Source organism: Rhodococcus sp. MEB041 (genome assembly GCF_030208955.1).
Classification (GTDB): domain Bacteria; phylum Actinomycetota; class Actinomycetes; order Mycobacteriales; family Mycobacteriaceae; genus Rhodococcoides.
The window spans coordinates 72,834-86,055 of sequence record NZ_JARVSZ010000003.1 but is presented as its reverse complement, the minus strand read 5'-3'; the positions used below and the strand labels follow the sequence as shown (position 1 = coordinate 86,055).

General features: G+C 69.2%; 12 protein-coding genes and 2 tRNA genes. 9 read left to right on the top strand and 5 right to left on the bottom strand.

Annotation, left to right across the window (positions count from 1 at the left end):
- Positions 1-10: 10 nt before the first annotated feature.
- The 6 genes from gyrA (at position 11) to QRN16_RS10220 (ending at position 6,431) form a co-directional block, all read left to right on the top strand.
- On the top strand, positions 11-2,533 hold the full coding sequence (gene gyrA, locus QRN16_RS10245; protein WP_222649992.1) for a DNA gyrase subunit A: 2,523 nt from the start codon (positions 11-13) through the stop codon (positions 2,531-2,533).
- A complete protein-coding gene (locus QRN16_RS10240; protein ID WP_285186376.1) occupies positions 2,530-3,510 on the top strand; it encodes a DUF3566 domain-containing protein in 981 nt (326 codons plus the stop codon). Before gyrA ends, QRN16_RS10240 begins: the two co-directional genes overlap by 4 nt.
- A gap of 98 nt (positions 3,511-3,608) precedes the next feature.
- Positions 3,609-3,682, top strand: a tRNA-Ile gene (locus tag QRN16_RS10235).
- A 132-nt stretch (positions 3,683-3,814) separates the two neighbouring features.
- Positions 3,815-3,887, top strand: a tRNA-Ala gene (locus tag QRN16_RS10230).
- A 121-nt stretch (positions 3,888-4,008) separates the two neighbouring features.
- Complete coding sequence (locus QRN16_RS10225; RefSeq protein ID WP_231476347.1) at positions 4,009-5,004, top strand: GGDEF domain-containing protein; 996 nt, start codon at positions 4,009-4,011, stop codon at positions 5,002-5,004.
- 110 nt (positions 5,005-5,114) lie between these two features.
- On the top strand, positions 5,115-6,431 hold the full coding sequence (locus QRN16_RS10220; protein WP_285186373.1) for an alpha/beta hydrolase: 1,317 nt from the start codon (positions 5,115-5,117) through the stop codon (positions 6,429-6,431).
- Between the two features lie 14 nt (positions 6,432-6,445).
- Here QRN16_RS10220 and QRN16_RS10215 read toward each other — a convergent pair whose 3' ends face one another.
- Positions 6,446-6,808 (bottom strand): hypothetical protein, encoded by a 363-nt coding sequence (locus QRN16_RS10215; RefSeq protein ID WP_285186371.1) that lies wholly within the window; start codon positions 6,806-6,808, stop codon positions 6,446-6,448.
- Positions 6,809-6,849: 41 nt separating this feature from the next.
- On the opposite strand from QRN16_RS10215, the gene QRN16_RS10210 reads away from it, so the two are divergent.
- The gene (locus QRN16_RS10210; RefSeq protein ID WP_285186368.1) at positions 6,850-7,377 is read left to right on the top strand and encodes a peptidylprolyl isomerase; all 528 of its coding nucleotides are present in this window, start codon (positions 6,850-6,852) and stop codon (positions 7,375-7,377) included.
- 39 nt (positions 7,378-7,416) lie between these two features.
- On the top strand, positions 7,417-8,310 hold the full coding sequence (locus QRN16_RS10205; protein WP_222637832.1) for a rhomboid family intramembrane serine protease: 894 nt from the start codon (positions 7,417-7,419) through the stop codon (positions 8,308-8,310).
- Here the strand turns inward: QRN16_RS10205 and QRN16_RS10200 are convergent.
- Positions 8,307-8,768 carry a PH domain-containing protein gene (locus tag QRN16_RS10200; RefSeq protein ID WP_285186365.1) on the bottom strand — a complete coding sequence of 154 codons (462 nt, stop codon included), beginning with the start codon at positions 8,766-8,768 and terminating at the stop codon, positions 8,307-8,309. The genes QRN16_RS10205 and QRN16_RS10200 overlap by 4 nt on opposite strands.
- 69 nt (positions 8,769-8,837) lie before the next feature.
- Positions 8,838-9,101 (bottom strand): cell division protein CrgA, encoded by a 264-nt coding sequence (crgA, locus tag QRN16_RS10195; protein WP_027505930.1) that lies wholly within the window; start codon positions 9,099-9,101, stop codon positions 8,838-8,840.
- A gap of 126 nt (positions 9,102-9,227) precedes the next feature.
- Between crgA and QRN16_RS10190 the strand changes: the two genes are divergently transcribed.
- Positions 9,228-9,860 carry an aminodeoxychorismate/anthranilate synthase component II gene (locus tag QRN16_RS10190; RefSeq protein ID WP_222632479.1) on the top strand — a complete coding sequence of 211 codons (633 nt, stop codon included), beginning with the start codon at positions 9,228-9,230 and terminating at the stop codon, positions 9,858-9,860.
- A gap of 18 nt (positions 9,861-9,878) precedes the next feature.
- On the opposite strand, the gene pknB is transcribed toward QRN16_RS10190, so the two are convergent.
- Together pknB and QRN16_RS10180 are read right to left on the bottom strand one after the other, a co-directional pair.
- Complete coding sequence (gene pknB / locus QRN16_RS10185; RefSeq protein ID WP_285186360.1) at positions 9,879-11,813, bottom strand: Stk1 family PASTA domain-containing Ser/Thr kinase; 1,935 nt, start codon at positions 11,811-11,813, stop codon at positions 9,879-9,881.
- Positions 11,810-13,222: a serine/threonine-protein kinase gene (locus tag QRN16_RS10180; protein WP_222637830.1), complete on the bottom strand. Its 1,413-nt coding sequence runs from the start codon at positions 13,220-13,222 to the stop codon at positions 11,810-11,812. Before QRN16_RS10180 ends, pknB begins: the two co-directional genes overlap by 4 nt.

Here is a 13,222-nt window from a genome sequence, read left to right as displayed (position 1 = left end):
GGAGAATGCAATGACAGACACCACCCTGCCCCCCACCGGCGGCGACGGACCCACGTCCGACCGCATCGAGCTGGTCGACATCCAGCAGGAGATGCAGAACAGCTACATCGACTACGCGATGAGCGTCATCGTCGGTCGAGCACTCCCGGAGGTGCGCGACGGTCTCAAGCCCGTGCACCGCCGCGTGCTGTACGCCATGTTCGACAACGGATATCGACCCGATCGCGGATACGTGAAGTCGGCTCGACCGGTGGCCGAGACCATGGGCAACTACCACCCCCACGGCGACAGCTCGATCTACGACACCCTCGTGCGCATGGCGCAGCCGTGGTCCATGCGGTACCCGCTCGTCGACGGTCAGGGCAACTTCGGTTCCCGCGGCAACGACGGCCCGGCGGCCATGCGGTACACCGAGTGTCGGCTCACTCCTCTCGCGATGCAGATGCTCGCGGACATCGAGGAGGAGACCGTCGACTTCATCGCGAACTACGACGGCCGCACCCTCGAGCCGACCGTGCTGCCCGCCCGCTTCCCCAATCTGCTCGCCAACGGCAGTGGCGGCATCGCGGTCGGCATGGCGACCAACGTTCCGCCGCACAACCTTCGGGAACTCGCCGAGGGTGTGTACTGGATGTTGGACAACTACGAGGCCAGTGAAGAGATCGCCCTCGAGGCGATGATCGAGCGGATCAAGGGACCGGACTTCCCCACTCACGGTCTCATCGTCGGATCGCAGGGCATCGAGGACGCGTACCGCACCGGTCGCGGATCGATCCGCATGCGCGGCGTGGTCGACATCGAGGAGGGGGAGCGCGGCGGCACGCAGATCGTCGTCACCGAGCTGCCGTTCCAGGTGAACCCGGACAACATGATCGCCTCGATCGCCGAGCAGCTCAAGGACGGCCGCATCGCCGGCATCTCCGACATCGAGGACCAGTCGTCCGACCGTGTCGGTATGCGCATCGTCATCAAGCTGCGTCGCGACGCGGTCGCGAAGGTGGTGCTGAACAACCTCTACAAGCACAGCCAGTTGCAGACGAGCTTCGGCGCCAACATGCTCTCGATCGTCGACGGCGTTCCGCGCACCCTGCGGATCGACCAGATGATCAAGCTGTACGTGACACACCAGCTCGACGTGATCGTCCGTCGTACGCGGTACCGGTTGCGGAAGGCCGAGGAGCGGGCCCACATCCTGCGCGGACTGGTGAAGGCGCTCGACGCCCTCGACGAGGTCATCGCGTTGATCCGCCGGTCCGCCGACGCTGATGTCGCACGCCAGGGCCTGATGGACCTGCTCGACGTCGATCAGATCCAGGCGGACGCCATCCTCGCGATGCAGCTGCGTCGCCTCGCCGCCCTCGAACGGCAGCGCATCGTCGACGAGCTCGCCGCGATCGAGATCGAGATCGCGGACCTGCAGGACATCCTGGACCGTCCGGAGCGTCAGCGGGAGATCGTGCGCTCGGAGCTGAAGGAGATCGTCGACAAGTTCGGCGACGATCGTCGTACCCGGATCATCGCGGCCGACGGCGACGTCAGCGACGAGGACCTGATCGCGCGTGAGAACGTCGTGGTCACCATCACGGAGACGGGGTATGCCAAGCGCACGCGAACCGACCTCTACCGATCGCAGAAGCGCGGCGGCAAGGGTGTGCAGGGCGCGGGTCTCAAGCAGGACGACATCGTCAGCAAGTTCTTCGTCTGCTCGACGCACGACTGGATCCTGTTCTTCACCACGAAGGGCCGGGTCTACCGGGCCAAGGCGTACGAGCTCCCCGAGGCCAACCGCACGGCCCGCGGACAGCACGTCGCCAACCTGTTGGCGTTCCAGCCGGACGAGCGCATCGCGCAGATCATCCAGATCAAGACCTACGACGACGCGCCGTACCTGGTGCTCGCGACGAAGGCCGGTCTGGTGAAGAAGTCCAAGTTGGCCGACTTCGACTCCAACCGTTCCGGTGGCATCGTGGCCGTCAACCTGCGTGGCGACGACGAGCTGGTCGGAGCCGTGCTGTGCACCAATTCGGACGACCTGCTGCTCGTGTCCGCTCAGGGCCAGTCGATCCGCTTCTCGGCCACCGACGAGGTGCTGCGCCCGATGGGCCGCGCCACTTCGGGTGTCCAGGGAATGCGCTTCAACGGCGAGGACGCACTGCTCTCCCTGAACGTGGTGAAGGACGGCACGTACCTGCTGGTCGCCACGTCCGGTGGCTACGCGAAGCGCACCGCGATGGAGGACTACCCCCCGCAGGGCCGCGGTGGCAAGGGCGTGCTGACCATTCAGTACGACCCGCGTCGTGGCACCCTGGTGGGAGCGCTCATCGTCGAGGACGACGACGAGCTCTACGCCATCACCTCGAGCGGCGGTGTCATCCGCACCGCGGCTCGTCAGGTTCGCAAGGCAGGACGCCAGACCAAGGGCGTTCGGCTGATGAACCTCGGCGACGGCGACAACCTGCTGGCCATCGCACGCAACGCGGACGAGCCGGAGGACCTCGCGATCGCCGAGGCCGACGGATCCAAGGAGTCATGAGCGCAGTGAGTACTCCCGAACAGCCCGGGTCCACCGGAAACGGACGCCCCGCGCCGAGCACCACGTCCGACCGTCAGGCCCCACGGCCTGCCGGCGGACCCCCGGCACCTCGCCCGCCCGCGGCGTGGCCGCCTGCCCAGCAGGACGGCGCGCGCCAGGACGGGGTGCAGCAGGACGCCGCTCGGCAGGACTCCGCTCGACAGGACCCTGCTCGACAGGACCCCGGCCATCAGGGTCCCCGTCCGGCTCGGACACCGGACTCCCAGCAGGCTCCCGTGCGGGAGCAGCAGCCACCCCAGCGGCAGCCGCAGACGAACCTGCAGAGCCGTCCCGCTCCGGCGGGCCGCGCTCCCGAGCAGGCTCGTCCGGACCAGGGTCAGGCCCGGACGACCGTGCAGCCCGCTGCACGTCCGACGGACGGTCAGGACCGCCCCCGCCAGGGGCGTCCCGCCGAGGCGACGGCCAAGGCTGCGGTGATCGACGGGCCGACGCGCAACATCGCGCGGAACGACCTGCCCACCGACATGCCGGACCTCTCGACGGTCCGTCACCCGCAGCAGGAGGAGCAGCGCACCGAGCGCGCCACCCCGATGATGACGGCGCGGCCGTCGGAGTCCGGTGAGCCGCTGCGCGCGACCGTCCAGGTGCGCAAGATCGATCCGTGGTCGATGTTGAAGCTGTCGCTCGTGATCTCCGTGTCGCTGTTCTTCGTCTGGATGGTGGCCGTCGGGCTGCTGTACATGGTGCTCGACGGCATGGGCGTGTGGGATCGACTGAACAATGCGTTCTCCGACATCGTCGCCACGTCCGGCGAGTCCGGGTTGGTGTCGGCCGGCCAGATCTTCGGTTACGCCGCCGTCATCGGTCTCATCAACGTGGTGCTGTTCACAGCACTGACGACCATCGGCACGTTCATCTACAACCTGTGCTCCGACCTCGTCGGTGGCCTGGAAGTGACGCTGGCGGACCGGGACTGACCCACCGCACACCGGCGTTTTGGTCTCGCGCCGTGTGTGCGGTAATCTCGTTCCTCGGTCAGCACAGCACGTTCCACCGTGCTCTGCGGGCCGAGTGCGGGCCTATAGCTCAGGCGGTTAGAGCGCTTCCCTGATAAGGAAGAGGTCGGAGGTTCAAGTCCTCCTAGGCCCACGAACGAGAGCGAGAAAGGATGTCCGTGAGGATTCTTCTCCCCGCCCTCGTGACGTCGGTCGTCGTTGCCGTCACTGTTCGCGCGATCCGCGTGGAGAGTACGCGGTGGCATCGTCTGCCGGATGTCGATCCGGGGCCTTAGCTCAGTTGGTAGAGCGCTGCCTTTGCAAGGCAGATGTCAGGAGTTCGAATCTCCTAGGCTCCACAGTCACGACCACACCCTGTTCCGCATGCCGGAGCAGGGTGTTCTCGTCTCTGGATATGTCACCATGCCCACCGGCGATGCTTCGTCCACCACTGCGCGCCTCATCGTCGATACTTGACGCGTGAACCCCGGACGAGGAACAGAAGCGAGCACCGCGATGGTGGTCTATCTCTGTCCCACCGCCGTTCTCTTCATCGCCGGTGCCGTCGCGTTCTCGGGCACGACCACCGGAACCGTGGTCATGGTCCTCGCGGCAGGTCTCCAACTCCTCGGTGCGGCCGTCCTGCACTTCGGCCCGCGTCCGACCTCGCCTCGCACGCTGGGCATCGTGACGGGCGGCGCCGTCGCGTCGCTGTGCGCGATGTTCCTCACGTCGGACGGACCGGTGGCGTACCTGCTGCTGAGTCAGGCGGCGATGTTCCTGGGCATGCAGCTCGCGGGGTACTGGAGTGAGCGCGGCGGCTGGGTGTGGGTGAGCGTGCTGACGGTGGGATCGGTCGTGGCGGCCGCGCTGTCGCCGTCGACCATGCCGATGGTGGGTTACGTCCTCACCGCGCTGGGCATCGTGGCCGCCGCCGAGTTCTTCGGCTCCCACTCGCGGCGCATGCGGCACTCGGCGTCGCGGGACGCCCTGACCGGACTCCTCAACCGTCAGGGCCTCGAGGACCGCGTCGAGAAACTGCTCCCGGTCTTCGCCTCTCGTGGTCTGCCGGTGAGCATGGCGGTTCTCGATCTCGACAACTTCAAGACCGTGAACGACATCTACGGGCACATCGCCGGCGACGTACTGCTCGAGCGGGTCTCGGCAGCGTGGCGCGGTCAGCTGCGCAAGGGCGACGTCCTGGGCCGTCTCGGCGGCGACGAGTTCGTGCTGTTCATGCCGGGAACCGGTGAGGGCGAGGCGGCGACCCTTCTGGAGCGGCTGCGGGCAGCGCACTCGGCCGAGTGGAGCGTCGGACTGGTCTGCATGCCCACCGTGCGCAAGTGGTCGGAGATCTACCGGGCCGCCGACGCCGAGCTCTACAAGGCCAAGCGCAGCCGAGGTGCCCAACAGATGTCCACGCCGGTGCCCAGGGCCGTCATCGAGGACACCGGAGTGCCTGCCGAGCGGCGCTGACGGCTCGTTCCCCGGGCTGTGGACGACGCAGCGAGGCCCGCCGGCTCCATCTGGTCCACTGTCCGCTCGAGGCGGCCGTCACGTGCCGTCCGGGAACGACGGGGGTCGGCGTGAGCGAGTCGGTGGTCTGGACAGCACCGGACATGTGGAGCATGCACACGAGGGTGGTGTCCGCGGGGACTCGCCTGCGCGTGCTGGTCGATCGCACGACCGCGATCGGGCGGCTGCCCGGGTGGGAGGGAGCGGCGGCCGACGCCGCTCGGTCGGCCGTCGTGGGTACGGCGGCGGAGCTGTCGACGCGAGCGGACGTGTTGGGTCGGATCGCGGACGTCCTCGCCCGCGCGGGTGACGACCGTGCAGCCCTGTCGCGATGGGATCCCGCGGATCGGACGGGCGCCCTCGCCGAACTGGATCGCACGGTCGCCGAGGACCTGACCAGGGCAGGCGGAGACGCGCCGCCGGAGTCGGCGCCCACGAGGGCCGTGGCGGTGCTCGACACCGCCAACCGGGCGCGGATGGCCGAGGACCGTGAGCGCCTCGTCGTCGCCGAACGGGACTTGTCCGCGCGACTCGACGACGCCGCGTTCGGGGGCGCGTTCTCGAACGTGGACGCGGGACTCGCCGAGACGCGGCAGCGCCTGGCGGCCATCGACGCGCTGATCGAGGTGCTCGCGCGACCCGAGCGCCGTCTCGTGCACTACGAGGCTGGCACGCGCCGCACCCTGGCGGGGGTGTCCGTCGGCGACCTCGACGGTGCGGATCGGGTGGCGGTGGTGGTTCCGGGCGCCGGGACGACGGTGGCGGGGTCGATCGCGCGACACGACGGCGAGACGGCGGCACTCGTCACCGAGGCGGGTGCGCTGTCACCCGGCTCCGTCACCGCAGGTGTGTCGTGGCTCGGATACGAGGCGCCGCAATGGAACACGGAGCTCGTCGAGCCCGGGCGCAGCGTCGCCTCGACGGCACCGGCCGCGGCCGGCGCGCCGGCACTCGTCGGCGTTCTCGAGGCGCTCGGCGATCGTCGACACGGTGGTGATGCTCCGGAGGTGACGCTGGTGGCGCACTCCTACGGCACCGTCGTCGCGGCGCAGGCCATCGAGGCCGGTGCCCCCGTCGACGCCGTGGTGGTGATGGGCTCGCCCGGATGGAGCGACCGCGCCGCCGCAGCGGCGCCGGGCCCGGTGCACGTCGCCGAGGCGGCGTGGGACCCCGTCGCCGACCTGGGACGGTTCGGGCCCGATCCCAGCGAGCGACCCGAGACCGAGGCGCTGGACACGGCGGGCACCGTGGGCCATGCCGACTACCTGGAACCGGGCAGCGTGTCGGCACGGGCCGTGGCCGAGGTGGTGGCCGGAGTGCCGAGCCCACCCGCCCCACGAACCATGGACCTGGCCGACGTGGCGCGGTTCGTGCTCGGGGTGCTCTGACCGGCGGAGCAGTGTCAGGGCGCCTGGTGACCGTTGGTCGTCGGCGTGCCCAGGCTCGGCGGCTCGGCGGCGGGAGGGGGCAGCTCGGTGCGGCGCGAGCGGGAGAACGCGACAGCGCCGGCGCCGAAGAGGACGAGCAGTCCGATCACGCCGGCGCGGCGGCCGGGCACGAACCGACCGCGTCGAACGGGCGCCGCCGCACGCACGGGTGCGGGACGAGCGGCACGCTGCTGGGCGCGTCGTGACCGGAGGACCGACACCCCCTTGCGAGTGACGACGAAACCTGTTGCTGCGGGGCCCTTCGCGAGCGTGAGGGCGGTGTCACGGGCGATGCCGAGCGCCTTCTTGGCGGTGGCACTGTCGGGTGTTGACGTCATCCGTTCACCCTTGCACATTCCCCGGGTGGCACGATGGTGTTGTGACCTCACCTCTACAGACTCAGACCGCGACCCTGCACACGAATCACGGCGACATCGTGATCGCCCTCTTCGGCAACCACGCGCCGAAGACGGTCGAGAACTTCGTCGGTCTCGCGCAGGGCACCAAGGACTACAGCACGAAGAACGCGTCGGGCACCTCCGAGGGACCCTTCTACGACGGTGCGATCTTCCACCGCGTCATCGCGGGCTTCATGCTCCAGGGTGGTGACCCCACCGGCACCGGCACCGGTGGTCCCGGATACAAGTTCGGCGACGAGTTCCACCCCGAGCTGTCGTTCGATCGTCCGTACCTGCTCGCCATGGCGAACGCGGGCCCCGGCACCAACGGTTCGCAGTTCTTCATCACCGTCGGCCCGACGCCGCATCTCAACCGTCGTCACACCATCTTCGGCGAGGTCATCGATCCCGCGTCGCAGAAGGTCGTCGACGAGATCGGCTCGACCGCGACCGGCCGCGGCGATCGCCCCGTGAACGACGTCGTCATCGAATCCGTCACCATTGCCTGATTCGACCGACACGGTCCCCCGTCGCGAGATCGGTGTGACATGACAGGACCAGGATGGGGCGGCGCTCCGGTGCCGCCCCTCCCTACCTGCGTGCGCCACCCCGATCGGCCCACCGGCCTGTCCTGCACCCGGTGCGACCGACCGGCCTGCCCGGAATGCCTGCGGCCGGCCGCGGTGGGTCAGCACTGTGTCGAGTGCGTAGCACAGGCTGCGGGGTCGATCCCGCGTGCCCGCACGATGGCCGGTGGTGTCAGCAGGACCGTCTCCACCCCCGTCGTCACCTACGCGCTGATGGCACTGAACATCCTCGTGTTCGCCCTCACGGCCGCTCAGTCCGGCGGCCTGGCGAACCAGTCGAGCTCGCTGTTCCGCAGCTGGCAGCTCGTTCCGCTCCTGGTGGCCGACGGCGATGTCGTCCGCATCCTGGGCAGTGGTTTCCTGCACTCCGGCATCGTGCACCTCGCCGTGAACATGTTCGCCCTGTACGTCATCGGGCGCGATTGCGAACTGGTGCTCGGACGCTCGCGATACCTCGCCGTGTACGTCGTCGCGCTGCTGGGCGGCGCCGCGGCGGTGATGTGGCTGTCCAGCCCCCTGGTGGCGACGGTCGGAGCATCCGGCGCCGTGTTCGGCCTCCTCGGTGCACAGGCCGTGATCCTCGTCCGGCTGCGCCGCAGCCCCACCCCGGTGCTCGTCGTGATCGGGCTCAACGTGGTGCTGAGCATCGCGATCCCCGGTATCTCCCTGTGGGGACACCTCGGCGGGCTCGCCGCCGGTGCCGCCGCCACGGCCGCGGTGCTGTTCGTCACCGGCTCGGACGCTCGTCGGTCACGCCGACTGGGATGGTTCGGCATCGCCGGCGTCGGGCTGCTCGCCCTGGCGCTGATCGGTCTGCGTGCCGCGACGCTCGCTCCGACGCTCGTGGTGGGCTAGTCCCGCTGCGACCAGCCCGCGTCGACCCACCCTTGCAGTTCGAGGGTGTCGAACACGGCGCGCGGATCGGCCCCGAGGTCCCAGCGACCGAAGATGACGAGTCGCTCGTCGTCGCCGTCGGTCACGTCCATCTCCAGCATCGGAACCCGTCGACCGAGCCGCGGGTACGGGACCAGACGCAGTGAGAGCACGTCGTCGCGCCCGTGGTCGCGGGTTCCGCGCAGAGTTCTGATGCGCAGGACGTCGCCGTCGACACTCAACTTCGGACGTTGGACCGCGGCCAGCGCCAGGGCTGCCAGTGCGGCGAGTCCGATGAGCGCGCGGCCGGCCGGATCACCCGTCGTGGCGACGGCAGCGGCGGCGAGTGCAGCGGCTCCCACCCCCAGCGCGGCCACGGCGGCGAGGGGTGTGGACCAGGACTGCGGCGCCTCGCGGCCACCTGTGGACAAGTTATCCACAGAAGTTATCCACAGTGTGGATGAACAACACGCGTGTAATTTCGGCGCGCATGGCGGAGGAAGCCCCGGTCAGCGCCATTTCATCGTCATGACGAGACCGACAATCCAGAAACCGAAGCCGATCAGCAGGTTGTAGGCCCCCAGATCCGACATCCAGCCGATGCTGTCCTGGGCGAGGTAGTACACGATGAGATACACCAGACCGAGCACCATGAAACCGAACATGACCGACAGATACAGCGTGCTCGACGGCGCGGCCTTGACCTTGACGGGCGTCCGCGACGCCGGATCGATCGTGTAGTCGGGCTTCTTGCGGACCTTCGACTTGGGCATGGATGACCTCGAACTCTCGTACCGGACTGCAGGCGGGCGGGTGTGAGCCACGGTGGGGACGCTCACTGCTCACGTCCACGATAACCTGCAGCCGAGCTCCCACCCGTGCGGCATTAGTCTTGTGACATGCGCATCCTCGTCGTCGACAACTACGACAGCTTCGTGTTCAACCTGGTCCAGTACCTCGGCCAGCTGGGGACACGGGCCCGAGTGCTGCGGAACGACGACCCCGGGGTGCTCGATGTCGAGGCCGCAGTGGCGGAGGTGGACGGAGTGCTGCTCAGTCCCGGACCCGGCACGCCGCAGCGTGCCGGCGTCACCATGGACATGGTGCAGGCCTGCGCCTCGTCGGGAACGCCCCTGCTGGGCGTGTGCCTCGGACACCAGGCCATCGGTGCCTCCTTCGGCGGCGTGGTCGAACGCGCGCCGGAACTTCTGCACGGCAAGACCAGCGTCGTCCACCACTCCGGAGACGGCGTGCTGGCAGGGTTGCCGGATCCGTTCACCGCGACGCGCTACCACTCGTTGACGGTGCGGGAGGACACGATCCCGGACGACCTCGAGGTGACCGCGCGCACCGAGAGCGGCATCGTCATGGCGATGCGCCACCGGGAGCTGCCGATCCACGGCGTGCAGTTCCACCCCGAGTCGGTCATGACGCAGGGTGGTCACCGCATGCTGGCGAACTGGCTCGCCGTGTGCGGCGAGGCTCCCGAACCGGGCCTGGTGGCCGAACTCGAGAGCGCCGCCCGCGTCTGAGCACGGCGCCGCGTCGGGTCAGAGCCCGAACTTGCCGACGGTCACGTTGACGCGCGCCGTCCTGGCGATGGCCGTCCCCGGCGCGACCGCCTGCTGCTGAACGCGGTTGACCTGCGTGAGGTCCGACGTCTGGACGTCGACCTGGTCGATCTCGGCGATGGTGCCCTCCCAGCCGGCGGCGCGGAGGAGGTCGACGGCCTGGACCGGGGTCTGGCCTGCCAGGTCCGGGATCTCGAACTGCGATCCGTTGGACACCCGCACCACCACGGTGTCGCCGTCGGTGGCGTTGCTGCCGCCCGCGGGCGTCGTGGCGACCACCTGACCGGCCGGGAGCGTCGAGTCGACGTTCTGGCGGTCGACGAGGAAACCGGCACCCGCGATGTTGGGCTGAGCGACCTCGATGTTCTGACCGACCACGTCGGGGACCCGCACCTGACGCGGTCCCGATCCGAGCGTGATGCGTACCGACGAGCCCTGAGCCATCGACGATCCGCGAGCCGGCTCCTGACCGATGACCTTGTCGACGTCCGCGCGAGACGACGCGGCCCGGCCGATCGACGGGTCGAGAGCGAGACCGGCCTGCACCAGTGCCTGTTCCGCAGCGCTCTGCGTCAGTCCTGCCAGCTGGGGGACCTGGATCTGCTCCGGACCGGTGGACACCTCGAGAACGAGGGTGCTGTTCTCGTCGACCGTCGTGCCGGACACGGGTCGCGTGCCGATGACGGACCCCTCGGGCACCGTCGCGTCGGAGCGTTGCTGGACGTCGACGCGGAAGCCCGCGTTCTCGAGGGTGGTGCGGGCGGCGTCGGCGGTCTGCGCGGACACGTCCGGGACGGTCACCGAACGGGCCTCCGCACCGGGGCCGAGATTCCACAGGAAGACGCCGACGATGCCGACGACCACGAGGGCGGCGAGCGCCATGACGGCGACGCGCACGCCCTTGCGGCGCGGTCGGTCTCCGTCGTCGTCCGCGTCGGGATGCGCGTGGCGGGCGATCCGGCGAGGCTCGCCGGAGTTGTCGGACGCCGGCCGAGCGCCGGACCGCGGCGCATCCATCGAGCCGAGGATGGTGGTGCGATCCTCGTCGTTCATCACCATCGGCGCACTGGGCCGCTGGCCACCGAGGACGCGGATGAGATCGGTGCGCATGTCCGCGGCGCTCTGGTACCGATTGGCCGGGTTCTTGCTCATCGCCTTGAGAATGATCGAGTCCAGCTCCCGCGGGATGTCCGGATTCACCGACGACGGCAGTCGCGGATCCTCCCGGACGTGCTGGTACGCGACCGCGACCGGGGAGTCACCCGTGAACGGCGGCTCGCCCGTCAGGATCTCGAACAGCACGCAGCCCAGCGAGTAGACGTCGGATCGCGCATCGACCTGTTCGCCGCGAGCCTGCTCTGGCGACAGGTACTGGGCGGTACCGATGACGGCAGCGGTCTGCGTCATCGGAGACGAACTGTCGGCGATGGCCCGCGCGATGCCGAAGTCCATGACCTTGACCGCACCGGCGCGGTTGATCATCACGTTGGCCGGTTTGACGTCGCGGTGCACGATGCCGTTGCGGTGGCTGAAGTCGAGGGCGGCGCAGACGTCGGCAATGACCTCCATCGCACGCTTGGGAGCCATCGGCCCCTCGGCGCGGACGATGTCGCGCAGCGTGTCGCCGTCGACGTACTCCATGACGATGTAGGGCAGCGGACCCGTCTCGGTCTCCGCCTCACCCGTGTCGTACACCGCCACGATCGCCGGATGGTTCAGTGCCGCAGCGTTCTGTGCCTCGCGGCGGAACCGCAGGTAGAACGTGGGATCGCGTGCCAGATCCTGACGCAGCACCTTGATGGCCACGTCGCGATCGAGACGGCCGTCCTTCGCGAGGTGGACCTCCGACATGCCACCGAAACCGAGGATCTCCCCGAGGTCGTACCGGGACGAGAGCTTGCGCGGTGTGGTCATCGCGATCCTCCCGGTGCGTAGTTGAAGGGGTTGCCGTCCCCGTTGCCGTTGCCGTTCCCGCCGCCGAGACCGGGGATGGTGAACAGTCCCCCGTCGGTCGTGGTCGTGGTGGTGGTCGTCGGCTCGGTGGTCGTGGGCTCGGTGGTGGTCGTCGTCGGTTCCGTCGTCGTGGTGGTCGTGGTGGTGGTGGTGGTCGTCGTCGTGGGCTCGGTGGTGGTGGTCGTCGGCCGCGTCGTGGTGGTGGTCGGCTCCGTGGTGGGCGCCGCCGTGGTGGTCGAGGTGACGACGGGCGTCGAACCGTTGCTCTCGGTGAAGACGAACAGCCCGAACGCGACGACGGCGGCGAGCAGGAGCAGTCCACCGGCAGCCCAGGCCAGGGCCTTCTGCCCGGGGGTCATGCCCGATTCGCGGTCACGATCAGGTTCCGGTGATCGTGGTGTGGCCGCTGCCGCGGCGGCGTAGCCGGTGGCGGACGTGGTCATCATGCGGGTGCTGGACGGCCCACCGACGGCGCCGACGGGCGGGGCGACCCGACCGGTACCGGACGCCGTGCCCGGGGCGGGCGGGCGCCGGCCGGCGCGCACGGCAGCGACCGCGTCGGCGAACTCCCCGCCGTTCTCGTACCGTGCGGCCGGGTCCTTGGTCATGGTGATCTCGATGAGCTCCCGCACCGGCTGCGGCAGATCGCCGGGAAGCGGCGGCGCGGCGTCCCGCACGTGCTTCATCGCGACCGTCAGCGCGCCGTCGCCGACGAACGGACGGGTCCCGCTGATGGCCTCGTAGCCCACGACGCCGAGCGAGTACACGTCGGACGCGGACGTCGCGTCCTGACCCAGCGCCTGTTCGGGGGCGATGTACTGCGCGGTGCCCATGACCATGCCGGTCCGCGTGACGGGCGAGGCGTCCACGGCCTTCGCGATGCCGAAGTCGGTGATCTTCACCGTCCCGTCGGGCGTGATCATGATGTTGCCCGGCTTCACGTCACGGTGGACGATGCCCGCGCGGTGCGCGGCCTGCAGGGCGCGGCCGGTCTGCTCGAGCATGTCCAGTGCGTGGACCAGCGGAAGCCGACCCATGCGCGTGAGCACCGTGTTGAGGGGCTCGCCGATGACGAGCTCCATGACGAGATACGCGAGCGACTGCCCGTTGGCGTCCCGCACCTCGCCGTAGTCGTAGATGTTGGCGATGCCGGGATGGTTCAGCAGCGCGGTCGTGCGCGCCTCGACGCGGAACCGTTCGACGAACTCGGGGTCGTCCGAGAACTCCGGCTTGAGGATCTTGACGGCGACGCGGCGATCGAGCCGGTTGTCCGTCGCTTCCCAGACCTGTCCCATTCCACCGGTCGCGATCAGTCGGAGCAGTCGATAGCGGTCGGCGACCACTGCTCCGTTACCCAGGCCTCCACTCAT